The 24,336-nt window shown below is 67.2% G+C and carries 21 protein-coding genes; 5 read left to right on the top strand and 16 right to left on the bottom strand.

Going from position 1 to position 24,336, the window contains the following annotated elements; translation table 11 throughout:
- Window positions 1-54 precede the first annotated feature (54 nt).
- From ACFTSF_RS32645 to ACFTSF_RS32605, 9 genes are all read right to left on the bottom strand, one after another.
- The gene (locus tag ACFTSF_RS32645) at window positions 55-402 is read right to left on the bottom strand and encodes a hypothetical protein (RefSeq protein WP_344162003.1); all 348 of its coding nucleotides are present in this window, start codon (window positions 400-402) and stop codon (window positions 55-57) included.
- A gap of 44 nt (window positions 403-446) precedes the next feature.
- Window positions 447-638: a hypothetical protein gene (locus ACFTSF_RS32640; RefSeq protein WP_344162000.1), complete on the bottom strand. Its 192-nt coding sequence runs from the start codon at window positions 636-638 to the stop codon at window positions 447-449.
- Window positions 639-991: 353 nt separating this feature from the next.
- Window positions 992-1,477, bottom strand: coding sequence for a hypothetical protein (locus ACFTSF_RS32635; RefSeq protein WP_380158358.1), 486 nt, complete (start codon window positions 1,475-1,477; stop codon window positions 992-994).
- Window positions 1,477-2,748 (bottom strand): hypothetical protein, encoded by a 1,272-nt coding sequence (locus ACFTSF_RS32630; protein ID WP_380158356.1) that lies wholly within the window; start codon window positions 2,746-2,748, stop codon window positions 1,477-1,479. The genes ACFTSF_RS32635 and ACFTSF_RS32630 overlap by 1 nt, the downstream gene beginning before the upstream one ends.
- A 6-nt stretch (window positions 2,749-2,754) precedes the next feature.
- Complete coding sequence (locus tag ACFTSF_RS32625) at window positions 2,755-3,015, bottom strand: hypothetical protein (RefSeq protein WP_132414728.1); 261 nt, start codon at window positions 3,013-3,015, stop codon at window positions 2,755-2,757.
- A 17-nt stretch (window positions 3,016-3,032) separates the two neighbouring features.
- Window positions 3,033-3,710 carry a hypothetical protein gene (locus ACFTSF_RS32620; protein ID WP_344161988.1) on the bottom strand — a complete coding sequence of 226 codons (678 nt, stop codon included), beginning with the start codon at window positions 3,708-3,710 and terminating at the stop codon, window positions 3,033-3,035.
- Window positions 3,707-6,499, bottom strand: a complete 2,793-nt coding sequence (locus tag ACFTSF_RS32615) for an FtsK/SpoIIIE domain-containing protein (protein WP_344161985.1) — start codon at window positions 6,497-6,499, stop codon at window positions 3,707-3,709. Before ACFTSF_RS32615 ends, ACFTSF_RS32620 begins: the two co-directional genes overlap by 4 nt.
- Window positions 6,500-6,616: 117 nt before the next feature.
- Window positions 6,617-7,012, bottom strand: a complete 396-nt coding sequence (locus tag ACFTSF_RS32610; protein WP_380158353.1) for a VOC family protein — start codon at window positions 7,010-7,012, stop codon at window positions 6,617-6,619.
- A 7-nt stretch (window positions 7,013-7,019) separates the two neighbouring features.
- Window positions 7,020-7,217 (bottom strand): hypothetical protein, encoded by a 198-nt coding sequence (locus ACFTSF_RS32605; RefSeq protein WP_380158351.1) that lies wholly within the window; start codon window positions 7,215-7,217, stop codon window positions 7,020-7,022.
- Window positions 7,218-7,310: 93 nt separating this feature from the next.
- Here ACFTSF_RS32605 and ACFTSF_RS32600 point away from each other — a divergent pair, with 93 nt between their 5' ends.
- The 3 genes from ACFTSF_RS32600 to ACFTSF_RS32590 all read left to right on the top strand — a co-directional run bounded on the left by ACFTSF_RS32600 (window position 7,311) and on the right by ACFTSF_RS32590 (window position 14,733).
- The gene (locus tag ACFTSF_RS32600) at window positions 7,311-10,424 is read left to right on the top strand and encodes a PD-(D/E)XK nuclease family protein (RefSeq protein ID WP_380158349.1); all 3,114 of its coding nucleotides are present in this window, start codon (window positions 7,311-7,313) and stop codon (window positions 10,422-10,424) included.
- Complete coding sequence (locus ACFTSF_RS32595; RefSeq protein ID WP_380158347.1) at window positions 10,417-13,818, top strand: UvrD-helicase domain-containing protein; 3,402 nt, start codon at window positions 10,417-10,419, stop codon at window positions 13,816-13,818. Before ACFTSF_RS32600 ends, ACFTSF_RS32595 begins: the two co-directional genes overlap by 8 nt.
- Before the next feature lie 66 nt (window positions 13,819-13,884).
- The gene (locus ACFTSF_RS32590) at window positions 13,885-14,733 is read left to right on the top strand and encodes a serine/threonine-protein kinase (protein WP_380158345.1); all 849 of its coding nucleotides are present in this window, start codon (window positions 13,885-13,887) and stop codon (window positions 14,731-14,733) included.
- Here ACFTSF_RS32590 and ACFTSF_RS32585 read toward each other — a convergent pair.
- Window positions 14,730-15,335, bottom strand: coding sequence for a lysine transporter LysE (locus tag ACFTSF_RS32585; RefSeq protein ID WP_380158522.1), 606 nt, complete (start codon window positions 15,333-15,335; stop codon window positions 14,730-14,732). The genes ACFTSF_RS32590 and ACFTSF_RS32585 overlap by 4 nt on opposite strands.
- 171 nt (window positions 15,336-15,506) lie before the next feature.
- On the opposite strand from ACFTSF_RS32585, the gene ACFTSF_RS32580 reads away from it, so the two are divergent.
- Window positions 15,507-16,130: a DUF4291 domain-containing protein gene (locus ACFTSF_RS32580; RefSeq protein ID WP_380158343.1), complete on the top strand. Its 624-nt coding sequence runs from the start codon at window positions 15,507-15,509 to the stop codon at window positions 16,128-16,130.
- Between the two features lie 117 nt (window positions 16,131-16,247).
- Here the strand turns inward: ACFTSF_RS32580 and ACFTSF_RS32575 are convergent, their stop codons facing one another.
- Genes ACFTSF_RS32575 through ACFTSF_RS32555 form a run of 5 tightly spaced genes read right to left on the bottom strand, consistent with a single transcriptional unit; the run spans window position 16,248 to window position 21,985 of the window.
- Window positions 16,248-16,646 (bottom strand): hypothetical protein, encoded by a 399-nt coding sequence (locus tag ACFTSF_RS32575; RefSeq protein WP_380158341.1) that lies wholly within the window; start codon window positions 16,644-16,646, stop codon window positions 16,248-16,250.
- Window positions 16,636-17,130 carry a hypothetical protein gene (locus tag ACFTSF_RS32570; RefSeq protein WP_380158339.1) on the bottom strand — a complete coding sequence of 165 codons (495 nt, stop codon included), beginning with the start codon at window positions 17,128-17,130 and terminating at the stop codon, window positions 16,636-16,638. Before ACFTSF_RS32570 ends, ACFTSF_RS32575 begins: the two co-directional genes overlap by 11 nt.
- Before the next feature lie 17 nt (window positions 17,131-17,147).
- The gene (locus ACFTSF_RS32565; RefSeq protein ID WP_380158337.1) at window positions 17,148-17,552 is read right to left on the bottom strand and encodes a hypothetical protein; all 405 of its coding nucleotides are present in this window, start codon (window positions 17,550-17,552) and stop codon (window positions 17,148-17,150) included.
- Window positions 17,552-17,824, bottom strand: a complete 273-nt coding sequence (locus ACFTSF_RS32560; RefSeq protein ID WP_344161951.1) for a hypothetical protein — start codon at window positions 17,822-17,824, stop codon at window positions 17,552-17,554. The genes ACFTSF_RS32565 and ACFTSF_RS32560 overlap by 1 nt, the downstream gene beginning before the upstream one ends.
- Window positions 17,825-21,985 (bottom strand): DUF6531 domain-containing protein, encoded by a 4,161-nt coding sequence (locus tag ACFTSF_RS32555; RefSeq protein ID WP_380158335.1) that lies wholly within the window; start codon window positions 21,983-21,985, stop codon window positions 17,825-17,827.
- A 206-nt stretch (window positions 21,986-22,191) separates the two neighbouring features.
- On the opposite strand from ACFTSF_RS32555, the gene ACFTSF_RS32550 reads away from it, so the two are divergent.
- The gene (locus ACFTSF_RS32550; RefSeq protein WP_380158333.1) at window positions 22,192-22,818 is read left to right on the top strand and encodes a DUF6308 family protein; all 627 of its coding nucleotides are present in this window, start codon (window positions 22,192-22,194) and stop codon (window positions 22,816-22,818) included.
- Window positions 22,819-22,822: 4 nt separating this feature from the next.
- Here ACFTSF_RS32550 and ACFTSF_RS32545 read toward each other — a convergent pair whose 3' ends face one another.
- Entirely contained in the window at window positions 22,823-24,334 is a 1,512-nt protein-coding gene (locus tag ACFTSF_RS32545) for an LLM class flavin-dependent oxidoreductase (protein ID WP_380158331.1), read from the bottom strand.
- Between the last annotated feature and the right edge of the window lie 2 nt (window positions 24,335-24,336).

Raw genomic sequence — 24,336 nt, 5'->3', positions numbered from 1 at the left:
GCGGTGGTACCGGCCCGGATCCGCGGCGCCGGACCCGGACCTTGCTTTGTGGGTTCAGCGAAAGACTCGGTACGACGACCAGCTGCCCGGCGGCGCACCGCCGTACGAGCCCTGGTCGCGCTCGTGGTGCAAGGGGTCAGGGTCCTCAGGCTCAGGCGCCGAGTGCAGATCCGGCCAAGGTCGCGCCGCCAGCGTCTCCCGCGGCGGCAGCGCCGGCCCCGGATCAGGCCCCGACTCGTCATCAAGCCACTCGACCTCAGTAGCCCCGCCATGCCCGTGGATCGCGACAACGGACTCGATCCCGTCCCACACAGTCGTGGTCGGATAATCGCCGTACCACCGCAGCGCCACCGCCCCGTCGGTGAACTGCACCCCCTCGGCAACCGGCCCGGTCCCACTCACCCCGGAAACATCATGATGCCGAATCAGCCGAAACCGACGAGAGCTCATTTCGGCGCAACCTCCCACAACCGCTCCCCCGGCAACGCCCGGTACTTCCCCGGATCAGCCACCGGAATCGGATCGCTGGTCACCTTCAACCCAGCGAACCGCCGCGCCATAGCCTCCGCATACCGCTCGGCCAACTCGGCCTCGGCACTGTAATCCGCGACGACGTGGTCCCCGAACCACACCCGCACGCGACACCGTTGCGGACCAGGATCGCCGGCCATCTCAATGCACCCGGCGAGTCAAGGTCGTTCCCATCAGCGGCTTCCAAGACCTACGGTTCACGTCGATCACTTCCACTTCCCTGGAGGGATGGGTTCACAGGAAGTGACGGCCCCCACACAGCTTTATGACGCGATCCCCCAAATCTTTTTCAACCACCCCACCCGAACACCCCTTCGAACCCGCCCCGCCCGCGTCCTGCGGACCGCCCCCACTCACCAACCTCCGCCCCACCAACTCCCCCACGCTCACCAACCCGCCACCACCCGCCCCCAATCGGACTTGGTGAGTGGCACACGTCCGCCCCACCCCACCGAGGTCGCTAGCGCCCCTCGCGCCAGCCACGCACCCAAGGGCGCCAAGTCTCCAGGTGCGGGTAGTCGGGACTGATGGACTCCTTGAAGTCGTGGGTGCCCGCTCCAGGCAGGTGGGCCGCAGACAGTCTCGACAGGTTCTCGACGAGGAGCATGGGAACCTCGGGGTGAGCGGCTACGAGGCGGTCGAAGATCGCCCGGCACTCGCGGCGCTGGACGTCCTCATCCTTCGGCCCGACCAGCCGCACATGCAGGTCAGCGGCGTAGTCGTCGATCGCCGAGATGTCCTCGGGCTCCGGGTCGACGTCCCCGTAGTTGTTCGGCGCCAGCAGGAGCGCCAGCTGCCGATCCACCGTGACGGCGTCCACGACGAACAGTTGCTCCCCCGGGTCCAGCGACGAATCCTCGACCGGTGCCGCTCCGAGGGTCGAAGGCAGCCAGACCGCGACGTCCTCAACTGCGACGTCGAGAAAGACGTTGTCGTCGGATGACATCACTGCTCCTTTGTCCAGGTGACCATGCGACCGTCACCGAGAATGACATGGATAGGGCCCCAAACGGAGGTGCCGGGCTGACCACAGGCGCGCCGGAATCCCTGCTCGGCGATTGCCTCCCGCAGGTCGACTGCCCGGCCGTCGATGAACACCTCGCCACCGGAGTCGATGTCCTTGAGCTGCTTGAGCGCAGTATGGATGCTACGTTTCACGGCCGTCGTCGACGCCTCCCGCAGGGTCTTGAACTCGATGATGTGGCCTTCGTCGGCGCGATGGCGGCGAAGGGTGGCGTCGGGATTCGCCCTCCCCTTCACGGTGTAGTCCTCGGGACGGGCATCCACTCGCCACCCTTCTTCGACGAGCCGTTCGGCGAGGTAACGCTCCTTCGGCAGGAACTGCCCATGCCGATCGTGGACTCCCGGGGCGAAGTCGAACTCCAGGGGGCGGAGGTCGAAGGCTGGGTCGAAGTCGGGTACGTCGGGCTTGAGGGGCGGGAGGTTGATGTCTACGACTAGGGGTTGGGGCTTGTCGTGTTCGGGGTAGTCGAAGGTGGCTTCGATGGTGGTGGGGGTGATGGTGAAGGTGGCGTGGTCCCAGGACTGCTCAGCGGACTCGGCCATGGCTTCGAGGAGGCGTTTGACGGGTTCTTCGAGGTCGATCAGGAATTCGTGGTCGGCGAGGAGGCGTTCGTGGCGTTTCTCCTCTTCCTTTTTTTCCTTCTCGGTGCGTTCTTCGATCTCGAACTCGCCGGTTTCGGTGACGAGGATCTCGACCTCGAGGGGTTCTTCGGGGTTGGGGTTCTGCTCGTCGTCCTTCTCGTGGTCCTTGCGGAACTTCTCGAAGGCTTTGCGGGCGACCGCGATCAGGGGCGGTTCGTTGTCGTCGGCAACTTCTATGTCCTCGAAGGTTGCGGTGAGGCGTTTGGTGCGGCCGCGGGTGTCGCGTTCGACCACGTCACCAGTACCACCAGTCGCGCGATTGCGGTCCGCCGAGTCCGACGACGGCCGATCCGTACCCGACCCACCCCCGACCAACCGGTCAGCCCACACCCGCGCCTTGGGCGGCGCCATCGACAGGTAGTGCGCGGCCGCCTCACATGCACGCGCCGCAGCATCCAACTGATGCGCAGCCACAGTCGCACCACCCTGCGCCGCTACCGCCGCGTTCTCACGGCAACGGACAGCGACCCGCTGCAGATGCAGCAGCACCTGCGGTACTTCGTCCAGGCAGTCGACCAGCCCACGGGCTACCCGCTGCAGGTCCGAGGGCATGTGAGATCAGATCTGGTCGGCGTAGCTCTTGCATCCGGCCGAGGCGATCTCCAGCGCCTCCGCGGCCTGCTCCACGGCCTTGCCGGCGGCATCCAGGATCTCCGAGATGTCGCGGTCCACCCCGGTCGCCGTACCAGCGATCAGGCTCTCGACCTGCTGGCTGTGCTGGGTGAACCGCAGTTTGAACCCGGCCAGCCCGCCCGCTGCCTGCTTGGCCTCCATCGAGACCTGAAACAGCTGTTCCTTGAGCCGCTGTACGTCGGACACCTGAACCCACTCCTATGTCAGTTGCGCTTTTTCGGCAGCACGATCGCCGTACCGGCCACGACCACCGGTACCAGGATCGCAAGCCACCAGGGCAGCCCTGCCGCCATCGCGACCACGACCACGCCCGCACCGCCCCATCCCCACCATCGAGCACCTGGCAGCCTCGGCAGCCCCAGCACTCGTGATGCGGCCAGCATGGTGACCGCACCGATCGCCGCAGCCTCGACACCGGCCAGGAACGAGCCGGTGAGGATCCACACCAGCACGAACCCGACCAGCGTCAGGACGGCGCTGATCGTACGTCGTTTGCGTCGCTCCTGGAGCGCACGCCCCTGTGCTCGGACTTCCTCGAGCTGGTCGACCGCCTCGCCCAACTGCTTGGTCAGCCGAGCAGCTGCCGATTCCAGGTCAGTCAGACCGCGGATCTCCGGCGACGGGATGTTCACTCGCCGCCCGTCAGCAGGCAGCCCAGCGCGCTGCAGACTGACCGCAGCCTTCTCAGCTAGCGCATTGAGCCGCTCTTCGACCTGCCGCCCGCGCTCTGCCATCGCAGCGGCCTCGGCCTGCGCTGCGGCCTCGGCACGGGACTTGGTGGCGGTCAACCGGTCCTGCGCCTGCTGTGCGTCCGTACGGGCGCCTGCGACGATCCTGAGGGCGCGTGCGTACTCGGACCACTGCTGCTGTTCCGTCTTCATCGCCGCACCAACTCCACTGCACGCTCTACCTCGTCAGACCGCAGCGCGGCGAACGGTACGACGACCTGCGCCTCCGGATGCAGTCCGTCCCACAGCAACCCACGATGTGGTTCCGAAGCCCACCGGACCAGCGGACCGCACACCGCACGCACACCGTCCTGCGGATGCCGCAGGAACAGGTGCGTGGCGACGTTTGCCCGGCCGTAGCCGAGGTGTTCGGTGCAGACGTGCAGTCTGTTCCACCAGCCGAAGGTGATGAGCCCCTGCGCCGGACCGTCGCGCACGATGTCCTGCAGCGCGTTGGCCGGGCTCTCGAAGAACCCCTCCGCATGCAGCTGCATCCGCGGCACGCCATGGAAGCCAAAACCGAGCAGATACGTCTGACCGCTGACCTGCCCGTCCCGTAGCGCGTTCCGCAGTGTGAACAGCCGGGGCGCGATCTCGTCGTGCTTGTCGATCGTCTCCACGTCACAACCGAGCGACCGCAGCGCATGGATCAGCGCACCCTTGCCGTCCGCAACAGCCGGCGACGAGTCGGTCCCATCCATGAAGATGAACCGCGGCGGTTCCACCGCAGCCCCAGCCGTCGACAACGCCAGCCCGCTCAGTACGCCGAGCGCGTCTGCCGGACCGTCGCCCAGAACCAGTACGCCGGCTCCCGGCTCGGGCCGGACCTCGACCTGCACCGGCTCTTCGGTCACTGCGATCGGCAGACCGGTCCACGGTCGTCCGAGCTCCGGCTTCACCGCAGCGGCCGTGTCCGTCAACCGCGCCGGCTCCGCCAAGTGGAACACCCGCGGCGGATGCACCGCCGTACCGGCTCGTTGCCATAGCTCACGTCGCAGGTCGTCCAGCACGGACTTGTCCGCAAAGCTGACCAGCACGTGCTGGTTGTCATCTGGTGAGCCGAAGTTCGCGTTCAGCACCGCTTCACCGCGGAACTGCAGCTCTGCCGCCGCAGTGTTCCCACTGCGCAGAATCGCCTGCGAGTCCGCCGGAGTGGTCTTCAGAGCGATCCGGTACGGCACCTGTCCGAAGATCGAGTCGCGCCGCGTCGACAGCCGCTTGACCCCTTCGATCGTCTGAGTCGCCAGTACGACGTGGACGCCGTACGCGCGTCCTAGTCGCACCAACCGCTCCAGCAGCTTGGCCGCCTCGTCCGCCAGCTCGTCGTCGTCCTCCAGCAGCACCTGGAACTCGTCCAGCACCACGAGGATCCGTGGCGGCCGGTCCGGTCCGGGAGCCAGCTCAGCGATATCCGCCACGTTGCCGTGCGACTTGAAGATCTCGCTCCGCCGCGCGAGCTCATCCGACAGATGCCGTAGTACGGCGAGACCGAACGCGCGGTCACTGTGGATCCCTAGCACCCGCACGTGGGGCAGCCAGTGCTCACGCTCTCCGGCCGGGCCGAGCGCAGAGAACTCCACACCGTGCTTGAAGTCGAGCAGGTACATCTGCAGGTCGACCGGGTCGTACCGCGCGGCCAGTCCGTGGATCAGCACGAGCAGCAGGTTCGACTTGCCCTGACCGACCGCACCACCGACCAACACATGTGGCAGCGCTGGGTTGCCACTGCGCAACCGCACCAGCGCCGGCGTGCGATCGTCGTACCCAATGACTGTGCCGATCTCGTCTGTGACCGGCTGCCACCAGGTCGAGCGGTCTGGCAGCGTCCGGTCGAAGTCGATGGTCGGCAGGACTGCGATCTCCGCCAGCTCGGCCACGACGTCACAGATGCCAGCGGCAACGTTCGCATCGAAGGCCGGGTCCAGCTTGGCCGGTACACCCGGCAGCGTCGCAGCCTCGACCCTGTCGCCGGTGACCACCACTGCGTCGAGCAGGTCGAGCAACTGCTTCGTGTCGACGTCACTCTCGGCCGGAGACGACGGGTCGTGGTGGACGAGGAAACAGATGCCCCGCTCACCTGCCGTCGCAGCGAGCCGCAGCAGGTCGCGCTGCGCCAACTGATCGATCCCAGACGGGTAGTCGAAGAGGACGACGAGCCGGTACGGATCGGTCACGCGACCGGTCTCCCGGATCAGGTCCTCGAACCGCTTATGCCCGAGCTGCGCCTGCCTGCTGGCGCGCAGCGACGACACATCGACCAAGCCGGACAGCACCGAGTGCAACTGCTCCGCAGTGTGCGTTGCCCTGGGCACCAACTGCGGGTACTTGGTGGTCAGATGGCCGAGCAACCCCATGGTGCCGGTCAGCTTCGGGTCGAACGCGTCGATGCGCAGCCGGAACGGCTCGGCCGCCGCGACCAGCCGCAGTGCGACGCTTTGCAGCAGTCTGCGCGCGGACTCGTTGCGGTCCGCAGTCACCTTCCACCCGTTGGTCCGCAGCAGCGGTACGGCGACCGGTACGCCGCCGTCCAGCTCACCGACCCGGATGTACGGCGGTGCTCCCGCGCCCACGAGTTGCCGCGAACGCCAGCGCGCGTCGTTCGGCGGGATGGAGGCTAGTCCGGGCGCCAGGCGGTGTGCGAGCAGCCGTGCGGCCGGCTCGGCCTCAGTCAGCGCCTCGGCTGTCTTGGCATCGACCTGTGCCCGGGACTCGCGCCGCGCGATCGCAGTCTGCTCCTGGAGCTGCCGGTGCTGCTGCACAGCACGCTGGTGTTCGCCCTGGGTCAGCCGACGCGCATGCTCCAGCAACTGCCCCAATGCGTGCTGGAGACCACGGATACGCGCTTCCAGCAACTCCGGTGCCGGATCGTTCTGCCGTGCTGCTTCTGACTCTCGCGCCGAGGCCGGTCCGGGCGCACTTTCCCCGTCAGGCTTCTCCGTCACGAGCACCGTCCTTCCACCTCTGCCCCGCGACCCCTACTGCCTGGACCAACTGTGTCACACCAGTAGTCCCAGTGGTCACTCCAGGCATCAGTAGTCTCACGCATCAGTCACGCGGCCTCAGTTGGGGGCGACGAGCTCCAGCTCGTACCCGTCCTCGTTGTGCAGGAACGCGGCGTAATGCTGCGGCCCACCGGCATACGGATGCCGGTCCGCGAACATCAGCGTCCAGCCGTTCGCGGCTGACTCGGCGACGATCGCGTCCACCTCGGCGCGGGAGGCGGCGTTCAGCGCGAGGTGGTTCATCCCGGGGCGGAGCCGGTCGTGGACGTCGGCCGACATCGCGGGGCTCTGTTCGACCACGACGTAACTGCCGTCGGAGGCGATCCAGGTCATCCCGCCGGGCCAGCCGTCACCGTCCTTCCAGCCCAGCCGATTCAGGACCCAGCCCCAGCTGCTCTGGGCTCGTGTCAGGTCCGGGACCCAGATTTCGACGTGATGCACTGCAGCGACCATCGGAGCATTATCTGTGCTGCTCGAAATGGTTCGTCACGGCCATCGAGATCGACCCCGACACGATCAGCCAGACCAGCGCCGCGACCATCCACGGCCACCACTCCCGGCCCTGTGCGGCCTCGGCGACGCCCTTGCCGGACAGGCCGCCGGACGGTGCGAAGACAGCCACCATCAGCACCCGCGCGATCGCCGTCTGCCTGGTCATCTCTTCATTGTCGGAGCCTGCTGCGAACCCTGCAGAAACTCCTGCGTTTCGCGCCGTTTCGAAACTTGTCCGTGGCAGGGTCTACCGTCTGCGGTGACAGTCGAGAGATCGGGGGACGTGGTGAATACCACCCGGATCGAGAGTACGGCGTACGGCGCGGCCGCCCTGGACCGCCTGCATGCCGTCGTGACGCGGCTCAAGGCCGACGATCCGATGACCCCTGTCACCCTGCTCCTACCCAACAACCTGGCCGGTGTCGTCGCCCGCCGGCAGCTCGCCACGACCGGGATCGCGGGGTTGTTCCTGGCGACTCTCGAGCGGTTGGCCGAGCAGCTCGCGGCGAGTGTGTTGTCACCGCGCCGGCCGGCCACGCGCCCGATCGTCGCGGCGACCTGGCGGACCGCATTGTCCAAGGCACCGGGCATTTTCTCCGATGTCGCCGACCATCCGTCCACCATCCAAGCGCTTGCCTCAGCTCATCGTGAGCTGCGCGATCTGTCCGAGCCCGCGTTGAGCAAGGTCGCCGGCGCTTCGGTGCTCGGCCCGGATCTCGTTCGGCTACATCGCCAGATCAGGTCCGATCTCGGCACCGATTGGTACGACGAGACCGACCTGCTGCGGGCTGCGTCGGCACGCGTCGATGCGGAGCCGGCGATCGTCCGCGAGCTCGGCGCACTCGTGCTCTACCTCCCGCAGGAGCTCACTCAGGCCGAGGCCGCTTTCGTCGAGGCGCTCGGGGCCGCGGCGGCCGACCTAACGGTCATCGTCGGACTCACCGACGTACGGCGAGCCGACCGGGCCGTGCGTCGTTCGCTGGAGCGGATCGGGCTCGACCTGCCGATGTCGATCTCGCGGAACTATCCGGTCGCGACCGAAATCCTCAACGCATCCGACGCCGACGACGAGATCCGCTGTGTCGTGCGGGACGTGGTCGAGTCGCTGAAGAAGACTCCGGCCCACCGGATCGCCGTGCTGTATTCGGCCATCACGCCGTACGCGCGTTTGCTGCACGAGCACCTCGCGGCGGCGGGGATCGCCGTCAACGGGCCGGGGACCAGGCCAGTGCACGAGCGAGCGATCGCGCGGACCCTGCTCGAGGTGCTCGCGCTCGTCGACCAGGATTTGCCCCGAGCTGACGTGTTCCGCGCACTGGCGAACGCACCGACCCGGGACTTCACCGGCGAGCGCATCCCGGTGCCGCAGTGGGAGCGGATGTCGCGCGCGGCCGGTGTGGTGCGCGGGGACGACTGGGACACCCGGCTGGCGCGGTATGCGGAGTCGGAGCGCCGGACGGCCGATCAGGAGGAGGCGGCCGAGGATCCGCGACCTGCTGCGATCCGCCGTGCCATCGCCAACGCTGAGCGGGCTGAGCGGCTGCACGGCTTCGCCTCCGAGCTACGGCGTCGGCTGAAGGCGATTGCAGGCCTGGAGAGCTGGTCTGCGTTGGCCGCGGGAGTTCTCGAGCTCTTCCAGGATCTGCTCGGCGATGACTACTCGTCCCTGCCGATCGAGGAGCAGTACGCCGCCGCGGCCGTGGAAGGGTCGTTGCGCGGGCTGTCCACGTTGGACGAGCTCGGGACACCAGCGAGTTTGGCGGTGCTGCGCGACGTACTGGATCTGGAGTTGCAGCAGTCGTTGCCACGGGTCGGGACGTTCGGGACCGGCGTACTGGTTGCGCCTCTGTCGGCGAGTGTCGGGCTGGCGGCCGACATCGTGTACGTCGTTGGGCTGTCGGAGGACCTGTATCCGGGGCGCGTGCACGAGGATGCACTGCTACCGCACCGGGTTCGGGAGGCGGCGGCTCCGGAGTTGGCGTCGTTCCGGGATCGGCTGGACGAGAAGCAACGGCATCTCCTGGTCGCGTTCTCGGCCGGTGCAAAGAAGGTGGTGGCTTCCTTCCCGCGCGGCGACCTGCGGCGATCGTCGCGCCGGTTGCCGACTCGTTGGTTGCTCGGTTCGATGCGGGAGCTGAGTGGCGACCACGCGCTCGCCGCGACCGCCTGGGACCAGGGCGCGTACGGCGATCGGCTCCGCACCTCGGCGTCGTACGCGGGATCGTTGACGACGGCAACCATGCCGGCGAGTGAGCAGGAGTGGCAGGTGCGGTCCGCGGCGGCCGGTCTGTGGCTGAGTGACCGGGTGCTCGTGCGGGCCCGAGAGATGCTGCGGGGGCGCGGTTCGCCGGCGTTCACGCGGTTCGACGGCGACCTGTCCGGCGTACCGGGGCTGCCGGAGTATGCGGTGGAGGATCGGATCGCGTCCCCGACATCGTTGGAGGCGTATGCGACGTGCCCGCATGCGTACTTCGTCGAGCGGCTGCTTCAGGTGGAGCCGCTCGAGGCGCCGGAGGATCTGCTCGTCATCTCACCGATCCAGATCGGGAATCTGATCCACAACAGCCTCGATGCGTTCGTGTCCCGGTTGGCCGGGTCGCTGCCGTCATGGGGCGAGCCCTGGTCTGCTGAGCAGCGACAGCTGCTGCTGGCGATCGGTGCTGATCTGGCCGACCAGTTCCAGGCCGAGGGGCTGACTGGTCATCCACGATTGTGGCAGCGCGAGCGGCTGCGGATCCTAGGTGACCTGATGGTGCTGCTGGCCGACGATGACCGGTGGCGGGCGTCGCGAGACGCGTCGGTGGTCGCCAGCGAGCTGCGGTTCGGGTTCGACGGTGAGCCGCCGGTGGAGATTCCGGTGCCATCGGGGCGGGTGCTGCTGCGGGGTTCAGCCGACAAGGTGGATCTCGGGCACGACGGGACGATCTATGTCACCGATGTGAAGACAGGTGGGTTCTCGCGCTACGAAGGCATCGAGAGCGACCCGGTGGCAGGTGGGACCAAACTCCAGCTGCCGGTCTACGCCTATGCGGCGCGCGCCCGGCTGGGCGAACCGGATACCCCGGTCGAGGCGTCGTACTGGTTCGTCCGGCGCGGCGGCAAACGGATCCCGGTGCCGCTCACCCCCGAGGTCGAGGCCCGGTACGTCGAGACGTTGGACGTGATCGTGTCGTCGATCGCCGGTGGGTTGTTCCCGCCGAAGGCGCCCGAGATCCCGGACTTCTTGTGGGTGCAATGCCCGTACTGCAACCCGGATGGGCTCGGGCACAGCGAGGTGCGCGCGCGTTGGGATCGGAAGCGGCATGACCCGACGCTGGAGCGGCTGGTGCGACTGATCGACCCGGTGGTCTACGAGGAGGCGGGCGATGAGTGAGCAACTGCTCGACGGCCCTGCCCGCGAGCGCATCAAGACCGACACCGACGCGACACTGTTCGTGGAGGCCGGGGCCGGGTCCGGGAAGACGCATGCGCTGGTCGACCGCGTGACCACGCTCGTCCTGCGCGACGGCGTCCCGCTGCGGACGATCGCGGCCGTGACGTTCACCGAGAAGGCCGGCGCGGAGTTGCGAGACCGGTTGCGGGTCGAGTTCGAGAAGGCGCGGAAGGGACCGGCCGGACCGCTCGCGGACGAGGCACTCGACGATCTGGATTCGGCCTCGATCGGGACGCTGCATGCGTTCGCCCAGCAACTGCTGTTGGCCCATCCGATCGAGGCCGGGCTGCCGCCGCTGATCGACGTACTGGATGAGGTCGGGTCGTCGGTCGCGTTCGAGGAGCGATGGGCCGAGCTGCAGCAGCAACTCCTGGATGACGACTCGATCGCCGAGCCGCTGCTGCTCGCGATGGCGGTCGGGGTTGAGCTGAAACACCTGCGATCGCTCGCCAGGTTGTTCGGCAACGACTGGGACCTCATCGGCGAACGTGTCCTGATCGATCCGCCGGAGCTGGTCGCGATGCCGGATCTGACCGGGCTGGTCGCTGCCGCCGCCCAGCTTGGCGCGGCCTCCTCGTCGTGCCTGGATGCCGAGGATCGGTTGCTGCCGAAGCTGCACCAGATCCGCGAGCTGGGGCTGATGCTGGACGCGGCGACCGATCAGGAGACGCAGCTCGCCGTGCTGCAGACGCTGCGTGGGTTGAAGATCGGCCGGATCGGCCGCAAGGAGAACTGGCCCGACATCACCAAGGTGCGCGGTGACTGCACCGAGGTCGTCGAGGTGGCGGGGTCGCTCGTCGAGCTGCTCCTCGATGCTTGCCTTCGGCACCTTTCGCACTGGATCGCGGAGCGGGTGCTGGAGTCGGCCGAGGTACGGCGGGCCGAGGGGCGACTGGAGTTCCACGACCTGCTGGTGCTCGCGCGCAACCTGCTCCGGCGGGATGCCGCGGTTCGGTCGGCGCTGCACGAGCGGTATGAGCGGCTCCTGCTGGACGAGTTCCAGGACACCGATCCGATCCAGATCGAGCTCGCGGTGCGGATCGCGGCCGGCGCTGACGGCGACGCGTCGGATTGGCGGGACGTTGAGGTTCCGGACGGGCGGCTGTTCGTGGTAGGCGACCCCAAACAGTCGATCTACCGGTTCCGACGGGCCAACATCGCGACGTACCTGACCGCGCAGGACCTGCTCGGCGAGACCGTCACGCTGACCACCAACTTCCGCACGGTCCCGCCGGTCCTCGACTGGATCAACCACGTCTTCACGACGCTGATCCAGCCTCAGGATGCGGCCCAGCCGACGTACCACGCGCTGACGCCGCACCGCACGACCACGCCGACCACTGCCCCGCCTCCGCCACCCGGTCCGCTCCCTTCCAACGTCACCCGTGACGCCGACGACGAGCTCACTCTCTTCGACTTCCTGGACTCCTCGGAGCCGTCGGAGCCTGCGTTGGCCACGGTGCTGCCCTTCCGGCGCGCGGGCGACACCACGCCGGCCGAGCCCGAGCCGTACGACGACTCTGTCTCTGGTCCCGCGGTCACAGTCCTCGGTGCTGTCCCCCATGACGACCTGCCGCGCGCTCAGGCCTCGGTTCTGCGCGAGCGCGAGGCGTCCGATGTCGCGGCGACCGTCGAGCAGGCGCTCCGCGACGGCTGGCTCGTGTACGACGAGCGCACGTCGGCCTGGCGACCGGCGGCGGCCGGGGACATCGCCGTACTGGTTCCTGCGCGGACGTCGCTGCCGTTCCTCGAGGATGCGTTGGATCGCGCGGACATCCCTTATCGGGCTGAGGCCAGCTCGCTGGTCTATCAGACCGCCGAGGTCCGTGACCTGCTCGCTTGTGCCCGCGCGCTCGGCGATCCGAGCGATCAGCTCGCGCTGGTCACCACCTTGCGTTCGCCGCTCTTCGGTTGTGGCGACGACGACCTGTTCACCTGGAAGCGCTCAGGCGGTTCGTTCACGCTGACCGCGCCGGTTGCGGATGACTTGCTGGCCCATCCGATCGGCGAGGCGATGGAGTGGTTGCGCCGCACGTACTACGCGTCGCGCTGGCTCACACCGAGCGAAGTGCTCGCCAAGATCGTCGCCGACCGCCGCATGCTCGAGGTCGCGGCCATCGGGCCGCGCGCTCGCGACACGTGGCGACGGATCAGATTCGTCGTCGATCAGGCGCGCGCCTGGTCCGAGGTCGAGCACGGCGGTCTCCGCTCGTATCTCGCCTGGGCCGCGCACCAGGGCGAGGAGACCTCGCGCGTTGCCGAGGCCGTTCTGCCCGAGACCGATGCGGACGCCGTGCGGGTGATGACGATCCATGCCGCGAAGGGACTTGAGTTCCCGATCGTCATCCTGTCCGGCATGACCGCCGCGCCGAACCGTCAGCGCGGTGTGCAGGTGCTTTGGCCGCCGGACGGCGGTTATGCGGTGAAGCTCAAGGCGTCGGTGCAGACCGAGGACTTCGATCTCGTCCAGCCCGTCGACGAACAGATGGACGACTTCGAACGCCGCCGCCTCCTGTACGTCGCCGCGACCCGCGCCCGCGACCACCTGGTCATCTCGCTGCACCGGTCGGGCACGCGCCGTCACTCGAGCAACGCCGAGCTCTTCGCGTCCGCCGGTGCTGCGGAGGTCCCGGGCATCACGCTGTTCGACGGTCCGCCGGCGGCCGATCGCGACCCGCGGTCGACGTCGGAGATAACGCCGCCGATGACTCGCCGCGACTGGGACGAAAAGATCACCGCCGCCCGCCAAGCCAGTCGCCGACCCTCGGCCCGAAGCGCCTCCGGCCTCGAAGGCACCGGTCCCGCGTTGGCCGAGGCGGACCCCGGTACGACGAAGGCTCCGCGCGATCTCGAGCTACCACCTTGGTCGAAGGGCAGGTACGGAACCGCGATCGGACGTGCGGTCCACGGCGTACTGCAGGTCGTCGATCTGTCCACCGGTGCCGGTCTCGAGTCTGCTGTCGCGGCCCAGTGCCTCGCCGAAGGTGTCCTCGAGTACACCGATGTCGTGACTGCTTTGGTCCGGTCGGCCCTCGCCGCGGAGGTCGTACAACGAGCCGCGGCGCGTGACCACTGGCGCGAGTCGTACGTCGGCACCGTGCAGCCCGATGGCACGGTTCTCGAGGGATTCGTCGACCTGATCTACCGCGAGGACGACGGCCGACTCACGGTCGTGGATTACAAGACCGACGCCGTACCGGCGGCCGCGTTGGACAGCCGGGTCGCCTACTACGCCCCGCAATTGCAGGCGTACACAGAGATCCTGCCCAACACCGGCCCACCGGTCCTGCTGTTCCTCAACCCGGCCGGGGCGGTGGCCCGCATGTTGCCCTAGGCAACTGCGGGTTTGGCGGCGTACCGTGATGGGGTACTGGATGCGGATAGACCCCGGGAGCTGGCCATGCGCATCGCGGACAGGTACGAGCTGGAGGCGGTTGTCGGGCGCGGCGGCATGGGTGAGGTCTGGCGCGCGACGGACACCGTGCTGATGCGGCCGGTGGCGATCAAACTCCTCGCTGACCACCAAGCCGGCGCGCGGTTGCGGCGCGAGGCACAGGCCGGTGCCGTGATCAACAACCCGCATGTGGTCGACGTCCACGACTTCGGCGCGTACGACGACTCGCACTATCTGGTGATGGAGTTCGTCAACGGGACAACGGTCGCGGGCGAACTGCGTCGTACCAGCCCGCTGCCCGTGCCGACCATCGTGCGGATCGTCGCGCAGACAGCTGATGGCCTGCTCGCCGCGCACCACGAAGGCGTCGTCCACCGCGACATCAAACCGGCCAATCTCCTGCTCGGCGACGACGGCACCGTCAAGATTGCCGACTTCGGTATCGCACGCTTCCTCGACGACACAACCGACGACGGCGAAACCCGCGACCACCTCCTCGGCACCAGCTTCTACGTCGCGCCCGAACGCGCCCGCGCCTATCCCGCCGGCCCGGCCGCCGACATCTACTCACTGGGCTGCGTCCTCTATCAACTGCTCACCGGTGCCCCACCTTTCCTGGCCGACACCCCGACCGGCGTGCTCCGGTGCCACGTGAGCGGCGTGCCGACCGTCCCCTCAGGCGTGGAGCCCGCGGTCGGTCGCCAACTCATGCGCATGCTCGCCAAGGACCCTGACGACCGCCCCGACGCCCAGGAGATCATCACCTGGTGCGACCAGACCCGCTGGTCCGATTCGCCCTTGGCTTTCAGGCCGAGGGCAATGGAGTTGGCCGAGCGGACACAGGCGATCGCCTAGACAACCAGGCGCACCGCCAGCACCACGATCACCCCGCTCGACGCCAGCGCTGTCACCAGTCGCCCGACATTCCCGGTCAGCACGCGCCCAAGCAGTACCCCGCCACCAGCCAGCAACAGTTGCCAACTAGCCGACGCCAGGAACGCCGCCCCCACGAATAACGGCGCCGACCCAGTACCAGAGCCGCCAAGCACCAGCGCTGCGAAGTAGATCACCGTCATCGGACTGAGCAACGTCATCCCGAGCATCCCGAAGTACGCCGTACTGCCACGCACCGGCGCCTCCCGCGTAACCCCGGTCAGCCGCCGCGCCCGATACCGCCGTACTCCAGTAACCGCGCCCAGCACCGCCAGCCCAATCAGCACCACGACGGAAACCCACCGCAACGGCACCACCACCGGAACCAAAACCGGCGCCAACGCAGCCCCCGCAACAGCAGCCACCAACGCATAAATCCCGTCAGCCGACGCAATCCCCATCGCCGCACAAACCGCAACCCGCGCCGAACTCCGCGCACTCAACCCCACCAAATAGGTCCCCACAGGCCCAACCGGCACAGCAATCCCATACCCGGCCAGCACCCCGGCGACCACCACCTCCATCACGACCGGAAGCGGCTAGACCCCCACCAACGACCACCCTGCTGCTGAACCCCAGCCGCCACGTCGGCAACCGGTCTCGTCAGCAACACTCCAAAGGTCGTAGTCATACCCCCATCATCCGAACCACCCCCACCCACCTCAACCCATTTACCGCAGCCCTACCGTCCTCCCATGGAGTCAGCCCCGCGCCGCCAGATCCGCGCCCTCTACGACGACGACACCATCGCCGTCTACCAGGCCTACTCCCCCGAGATCGCCGTACCGGCCCTCGCAGCCCAAACCTTCGTCGCCCCCTTCGGCTTCTCCCGCATGACCTGGATCAAGCCGTCCTTCCTCTGGATGGCCTACCGCTCCGGCTGGGCCACCAAACCAGGCCAAACCCGCGTCCTCCGCATCCACCTCAAACGCCCCGGCTTCGAATGGGCCCTGGCCCACAGCACCCTCTCCCACTACGACCCCGCCCACCACACCACCGAAGAAACCTGGCGCACAGCCCTAGCCGCCTCCCTCGTCCGCATCCAATGGGACCCAGAACAAACGCTCTCCCTCAAGCCCCAGCCCACCGTCCGCTCGATCCAAATAGGCCTAGCCGCCCAGGCAGTCACCCACTACGTCAACGACTGGATCACCAAAATCGAAGACGTAACCCCCGTCATGCACCACATCCACACCCTCACAAAATCAGACCCCACCGCAGCCCAAGCCGCCCTCCCCGACGAACGCCCCTACCCCCTCCCGCCACCCCTAGCCACCCACATCGGCGCCACCCTCACCCCTCCAGCTCAAACTCGGTAGGGCACTCCACCGCCCGCCATAGCCACTCATAGAACGAAGGCAACGTCTCCCTCAGTTCGTACCCCGGGCTGGCGAAGTCATGAATGAGCAAAACCTCCGGCGTCCCGACGGTCCACCTCAGTCGTCGATCGCCACGCGAGCCGACGCCGCACGGACCCGCATCGAACCCCAGTCACCCGCCAGCGCATACACGCCATCCTGCAGCGTCATCGTGTCGACATGCCCGTAGTCGACATCACCACTGGCATCCGTCGCAGGCGGCGCACCCTGCCCTGCCCAATCCAACTCGGTGACCCCGTCGAACCTGAGCTCCCCAGGCCGGTAACACAGATAGACACCAGGGCCAGGCTCCTCATAGGCCGGATGCTCGGGCGTCAGTACAACCTCCAGCCGAAACCTCACGACACCAGGCTCCGCGTTCACGCCCAACACATACGACTCCTCAAGGACGTACGACCCAAACCCCGGCAACTCGTCGTACGACGCCCTCACCTGCTCCGGCTGCCTATTCGACATCAGCCAGCCCTCGCGAGTACCGCCTAAGCATCATCAGGTCCTCGTCATTCACCGGCGGCAACGGCGAGTCAGGATCCAGCGGACACGCAAAGTTTCCTTCGGCGGTCATCCACGCCAGAACACCACCCGACATGCACTCTGGGTCAAACAGCTCAGGCGGGTCACAGAACGGAAACCCCTCAGCAGCAACCCAGGCAACCCGACAACCCGCCGAGATCACTGCCTCGAGAGTCTTCCGAATGGCCAGCACGAACTGCTCTCCCGTTGGCCAAACAATCACCGGCAGATCCCAGTTCGGTACCTCCCACGCCATCCCATGCAGCATGTAGAGGTTGACCGCCGAACCGCCCAGCCACGCATCCGCCGGCAACACCAAGCTCCCGAGACCGCCGCGCTCGACCAGTCCGTAAAACGAAAGCCCAGGAACCTCGTCTCCATCAACGATCACGACCGCCGCATCCCGAGCCAGCCGATCGCTCCCCATCAGATCTGCCCAGACACTCAGTCCACGACCTGAACGTCAACGCCGTATCGCGCCGCGAGGTCACCAGCAAGCTCCGGCCCAGCCAGCCGAGGGATCCCCCGCTCCCACCACCCACCGTCGGCTCGACGCTCGAGGTCGACGAGCAACGCGGCATACCTTGCGTCAAGCGCCTCGATCTCCGCGCGCACCCAGCCCATCTGCTCATACCCCCGAAGCGTCGGACTCTGCAGAATCCGCTCGATCAACCCCCGCACCGAGAGGTCGTTGTCGAACTCCTCGATGTTGTCGTCATACCCTTCCTCGCACAGCTCCACAAAGAGCCGCCAACTGCCGACGACAACAGTTGGCGTCAGCCGGCGCCCGCTCCCCGACGACTCCGCCGTCTCCCGAAACGCCGCCAGAAAATCTCGCGTCGCCGCCATCAGCCCGGTCCCGCCTCGCGCACCGACCCATCACCCCACGGCTTCCCGTCGGCGACCCATTCAGTGCGATACTCCTCGAACGAAACAGGTCTCGCAGTCCCCGGGTTGTCGTCGTTCCCGAACTCGAACCCGCACCGAGGACAAACCTCGTACGACGGCGCGCCCAGCACCAGCTCATACGGAGGGTTCAGTTCAGCGCCCTCCGGCGGTGGCCACAGGGCGTAGGGCTTCACGGTGAGGTAGCTCTCTCCACACACCGGACATTCGTACATCTACCTATCCTGTCTGGTTAGAACCGTCACGAGGTCGAATGTTCCGTCTCCTCGCGGCGAGATCCGAATCCCCAACTGGAACGTCCCGGAGCCGTTTGCCTTCGGGAACGTGCCGACGATGTCCTCGATTCCATTGTTGAGCTGCGCCGTCGAGGGCCGACTCGCCAGTTCCTGCAGGTAGCCAACCCACTGATCGGTATTTCCCGCCGGATCAATCGTCTGCAGTGAGTGTCTCCCACTTCCGAACACATGCTTGTTCAGGTGCTGTCTCGTGAGCCCCCATCGGGGGTCTGCGGACTTCGGCCGGACGTTGATGGTTCGGGTGCCCGCGCCGGGCACAGATTCGAAGCCCGTGAAGGCTCGCACGGCCCTCGCGTTGGAGGCGGCATGACTTGCAGCGCCAAGCGCCGGCAGCCGACTGGCAAGGAGACCAACGGCGACATCCGCTGCGAAGGCTGAGCAGTTGCCTTTTACTACGCAGGCTTGGGAGTCGAGGATGCCGGCGGTGCCTGCGGAGAGGACGCCGGTGGCGGCGGAGACCTGCATGGCTACGGGGATGGCGGGGGCGCAGGCGCGGACGAAGGTGCAGGTGATGGCTACTGCCAGGGCGCCGGTGGAGACGTAGCCGGAGACGTGGGAGACGTCGGTGAGGGTGCCTTCGGCGTCTGAGAGCCCTTGGAGGTCCGTGGACTTGAGGGGGTTGCCGGAGGTGTAGGCGTAGGGGTTTGGGGAGCCGGCTTGGTCGGGGGTTAGGAAGGTGGCGGTGGTGGGGTTGTACTCGCGTTGGTTGAGGAGGTAGTTGCCTGAGGGGAGTTGGAGGGCACCGATGTAGCCGGGGGTGGGTTGGGCGGCGGGCTCGGTGGTGGTGCGTGGGAGGCCGTAGGGGTCGTAGGTGTGGTGGGTGGGACTTGCAGTGGCGGTGGTGGAGACGGAGCCGTCGGGGGTGGCGGTGACGGGGGTGGGGGTTCGGCCGGTCTGGTGGGCGAGGAGGCTGGCGCCGTAGAGGTAGCGGGTGGGTGGGGCTTTGGCGGTTGAGGTGTTGAGGATCTGGGGCGAGAGCGGGTCCCAGAGGTACCTCGTGGTCTGGGACCCGGTGGTGGAGGACGCACGGCGTCCGTCGCCGGTGTGGGTGTAGGTCGTCGTGGCGTTGCCGGTGGTTGAGGTGACGGGCTTGCCGGCAGCGGACCAGGTGTAGGAGGTGGTTCCGTCCGACGTGAGATTGCCGTCGGCGTCGTAGCTGTGGGCACGGAGTTTCGGTCGGCTTGCCGGGAACGCCGGTGTGGTCGTCAGCGAGCCGACTAGCTCGCTGGCCGGTCCGTACATCGACCAGGTAGTCGCCTGCGGGCGTTGTTCCCAGATGCGGTTGCCGATGCCGTCGTAGTCGTAGCGGATGTAGTCCTTGGCATTCGCCTCGCATTGGTCGACGTTGTAGCAGACGGCGGTGAGCCGGTTCAGAGCGTCGTAGCTGTACGACGACTTCCCGGCGACCGAGTCGTCCGTGCGGACCACGTTGTCGGCGCTGTCGTATGTCGAGGTGGCCGTGCGCAGCGGTCGACCGCTGCGCTGCACTGCCAGCGAGGTGGTGCGGCCGCGGACGTCCAGGGTGCGTGTCTCGACCAGGCCGCCGGGGCGAGTGCTGGTGATGTTCCCGCGCCGAAGGTCATATCGGTATGACGCCAGAGCCTTGCCGTCCACCGACGCTGAACTCAGCCGATCGCCGATGTCCCAGGTGTAGGTCTCGGTATGACCGGCCGCGGACCGTGCAGCGAGATTGCCCGCGGCGTCCCAGCGGTACGTGACGGTGCCACCCGGACCGACGACCGAGCTCAGCTGATCAAAGGCGTCGTACCCGAACCGTGTGGTCCCAAGTGCATCGGTCATCGACGTACGGCGGCCGACTGCGTCCCAGGTGAAGCCGACGGCAGGGGTCTTGTCCGAGTAGACGACCTTGGTCACCGCTCCGCGCGGATCCAGCGTGAAGGTCGCTGTCTTGCCCGAGGGCAACGTCGTTCGGGTCAGCCGGCCGGCCTTGTCATAGGCAAAGTGCCACGTGCGTCCGCCGTACGTCGTACTGGTTGTCCGGCCAGCGCCGTCGTACTCGAAGGTCTGGGCACGCCCACTGGCGTCAACCTTCTTGACCAGGCGCCCGGATAGGTCGAACTCCGACGTCGCTTCACGTAACGACGGTCTGGTGACGCCGACGAGCTCGCCTGCCTCGTTGTACCGCAAGTTGGTCGTACCGCCGCGGCTGTCGACCAGCGCCGAGAGGCGCCCCTGCCCGTCGTACGTCTGCCGCGTGGTGACGTCGAGAGGTCCGTGCTGCTCAACCGGTTGGTCGTCTGACGTGTAGGTGATGGTGCTGACAGCACCCCGGGGTGACGTGACCTTGATCGGTCTACCCCATCCATCGACCTCGTACTTCGTGACCAGCGCAGCCGGATCGGTGACGGACATCAGGTCGCCATCAGCGGAGTAGCTGTATCGGGTGGTCCTGCCGAGCGCGTCGCGTGATGCTGTCACGAGCCCGCGTGCGTCGTAGCTGACGGAGGAACCACGACCGGCATACGCAGCGCTGATCAGGTTGCCGCGCTGGTCGTAGTTGTACGTCGCTCTCCGCCCCAGCGGATCGGTCGTTGTCAGGAGATCGCTGGTGCCGTTGTAGGTCCGCCGAGTGATGTTGCCAGCCGCATCCTTCGAGGAGAGCACTCGCCCCGCCGCGTCATAGGTGTGCCGGGCGCCATGGCCGAGACTGTCCAAGACCCGGAGCAGATTGCCGTCGACGTCGTAATGGAACGACACCGACGCACCGGTCGGGTCGACTTGGCGCACGAGCCAGTTCCGCTCGTACTGGTTGATCCACTTCCCGCCCGTCGGATCCGTCATCGTCGACGTTCCCCGAATGCCGGCGCCCTCCCAGGACCACGTCGACTTCCCACCCTTGGCATCGGTCTGGGCGACCACTCGCCCGCCAGCGTCGTACTCCGTCAGAAAGGCCGGTTTGGCCGCGTCTCCGACAGTTTCCGATTTCAGGCGACCTTCGACGTACTCGTACCGCGTTGAAACTCCGCCGGGCGAGGTCACCCCGGCCAATCGGCCATCGGTGTACTCGTACCGAACCGTGCGCGGCTCGACTCCCGGCCCGGAGAGCCGGACAGCGCCGATCAGCCCGAGCTCGTTGTAGTCGTACGACAGTGACCGCCGCCCGTTCGTCACCGTGGCAACGCGACCTGCCACCCGCTCGATCACGACGCCTTGCCCGCTGCGGTCCTGGATCGAGCGCAGATCCCCCGCGGCCGTGAACCGCATTCGCAACTGATCGACGCTCGTCAGCATGAACTCGGCCCCGTCGCGGGCGAGTCTGAACCGCGCAGCGCCTTTCTCGATGACGAACGCCGTCCCCTGCCGCCGGAAGCCGATCTCGCGCCCATCGGACGCGAGGTAGCGCGCTCCCGCAGCGTCCAGTGCGAGGCGATCGGAGTACGACGGACGCCAGCCCGGGCCGAGCGGACCGGACGACTGGTCGCCGGAGTTGTACGTCCGGGCCACCGTGAGCGGAACACCCACACCGGCCACGGCAGCATCTGTCTCGGCAGCGACCATGGCTCCGGTGAGCGAGTTCACCGGGTCGGACTGGAGTGCGAAGGGGCCGAACAGGCCGCGTGCCTGTTTGTCGGGCAGCACGAAGCCAGGGGTTCCGGCATAGATCCGCACGTTGCCACTTGCTGCGGCCTTGCCGTTTGTCAGGGATGCGGTAAGCAGGCCTGGTGAGGCGACCACCTCGCAGCCGAGCGGGAGATTGACCGTGAAGCTCAGCGATTGCGTCCGGGAGGGCGGCGGCGCCGCCATGTTCTCGCAGGGCCAGACACTGACCTTCCACGACCGCGCATCGGTCACCGGGAACGCACAGATGTCGGAGGCCGCGGGAAATGTTCGGGCCTGGAAGGTGAAGGTCTGTCCGACCCCGGCGTGGCCGAAGCCACCGTCGTGAGAGATCTGTGGGCCCTTGCTGATGACCTCGCCGTCGACGCTCACCTGAACGTCGACGTGCAAGCACGAACCCGAATCCCGAGGTGGACCCGGAACACCAACGGCCGGGCCGATCGGAGCCAGCAACAGGACGCCGGACAGCAGGAGGGCGAGCAGTCGCCTGGGTCGGGTCATGTGCGCCTCCGTTCGGTGGTGAGCCTGTTACGGAGAGTTTATGGAGATTCGGGGCGTTTCGGGGCGGATGGTTACAGGTTGTGGATAACGGGAAGTGACCCTGGCGTGTGGGTGAGCGTGGGGTCGCCTACGATCTGCGGAAACGCTGTGAGGAATGATGGTCCGCCTGCTGGCGGGTCTGCCACCAAGAGTGTGAGGGTGTGGCCATGAACATCGGTACTCGGAAGATCGTCGTCGACGAGGCGATCGCCCAGCTTCGGATCTATGCCGAGAGCAACGGCGCTGTGCTGCAGTACTACGACGGCCTGCCGGGGTTTACGAATGTCGGTGGCAGTGACCCGAGCCGGGTGACGCTGGAGGATCTGGCGCGGACCATGGTGATCGGGTCCGACCTGCGGGCGCTGGACATTCCTTGGCTGCTCGAGGTGGATGCCGAGAAGGAGTTCGCGGCTGTGCCGGTCGATGCGCGGCTGGAGGATGCTGCGCCGGGGAGTGCGCTGTTCGAGGCTGCGATGGAGCTCGATGAGAAGTTCTCCGGGCACCGGGGGTTCGGTCAGGCGAAGAAGTCGAAGCTGCTGCACCTCAAGCGGCCGTATCTCTTCCCTGTCAGCGACAGCTTCATTCGGATGACCTACACGAACGCCTCTGCCGGTGCGGAGCTGCTGGGCGCTGTGCACGCCGATCTGGTGAATCCGGCGAACGTGCGCGACTTCAAACTGCTGCAGGTCCGCCTGAACGCCGAACCGCCGACGTCGGCGGCCCGGCTGCTGGGCGACGCTCCCACGCTGCGCCTGCTCGACATCCTCGCCTCACTGCTGGGTGAGGCGAAGTAGTCCGCTACATCACGCCCAGCCGGGCCAGTGGCTCGACGAGCTCGCGTTCTTCGTAGGACAGGTGCGACAGCAGCGTGTCGTCCAACAGGTCGACCGCTGCGCGCAGTCCGTCGATATTGCCGGATCCGCCGACCAATGCGACCAGTGCCTTGTCCACGCCCTCTAGTACGTCGTGGATGACCAGGTGCTCCTCCTGCAACCGGTCCACGACCGGGACCAGCGCCGGGTCGGCCCGGCGTAGCTGCGGGAACAGCGACGCGTCCTCGATCGAGTGATGTGTAGTGACGAGCCGGCAGTACGACTCGCAGTACGTGCCGAGCGTCCAGTTGTTCTGCCGCATGGTCATCGTGTTGATGTGTGAGCGCGCCTGACCAATGCCGATCGAACCAGCCGCCACCTGCTCCACCAGGTCGTGAATCTGCTCGAGCTCTGCGCGCAGATGGTCGTGTACGTCGATCAGGTGCTGCCCCGACGACAGCTGGTACGGCGTGTACGCGCGCTCTGGATCAAGCGCCGGCCCCGTGGGTCGCTCCGACTCGTCGAGCACCTGTACGGCGCTTCGTCGTACAGCTGGCGGTGGAGTCGGTACGACGGCGAACCCGGACGACTGCGGAACCACCTCCGCTGGAATCGCTGCCCCGGCCCGTGCACCCTCCACGGCCTCGCGGACGCCTGTCGCCACCTCAGCGAAGCGGCGGATGTCGGTCGGGTCGTCAGAAGCGAGGATGTAGGTGCTCATCCCCTCGCCCAGGGTCAGCTCGGTGAGCTGCTCGATCCATAGCTCCTCCGGACCCTCCAGGAACCCGCCGCTGCCCGCGAATCGCCCCGACACGTTGTACAGCCGCCGTACAGATGCTGGGTCACGTCCTGCATCGACAGCCGCCTCGTCGATCAGCTTGTTCATCGCGGCGAGCTGATCAGGGCCGGCGTACCCACTGCTGGGCAGCCAGCCGTCAGCAAGTCGACCGGTGAGGGCCAGCATGCGCGGCTTGTAGGCACCCAGCCAGATCTGTACGTCGTGCGCCGGCTGCGGGCCACGTTTGGCGCCGGCAACGGTGTAGTGCTTGCCAGGAAGCCTGATGCCGCCACCAGTCGGCGTCCAGACCTCCCGGATGATCGCGATGGCCTCTTCGAGCGCACTGATGCTCTGACCGGTCGTGAGGTGTGGTCCGGCGTTGGCCGCAACCGCCTCCAGGAATCCACCCGCCCCGAGACCCAGCTCGACACGTCCGCCAGTGATCTGGTCGAGAGTGGCCACGCTGCGCGCCAGCACGACCGGGTGCCGCAGGGGCAGGTTGGCGACGTTCGTAGCGACTTTGACGCGCTGGGTCTGCGCTGCGACGACAGACAGCAGCGTCCAGGCGTCCATCAGGCGTGGCTGGTACGGGTGGTCCTGGAAGGTCACCAGGTCCAGGCCGACCTGCTCGGTCAGTTGTGCCAGCGCGATCACGCGCGCCGGATCGTCGATCGCCGGGGTCAGGAAGGTCCCGAAGACCAGCTCGTGGCCGTAGTCCATGG

Origin of the sequence: Kribbella sp. NPDC056951 (assembly GCF_042674205.1) — a bacterium.
GTDB lineage: Bacteria > Actinomycetota > Actinomycetes > Propionibacteriales > Kribbellaceae > Kribbella > Kribbella yunnanensis.
Note: the sequence above shows the minus strand (reverse complement) of the source record. Positions and strands in the feature narration are given on the sequence as shown.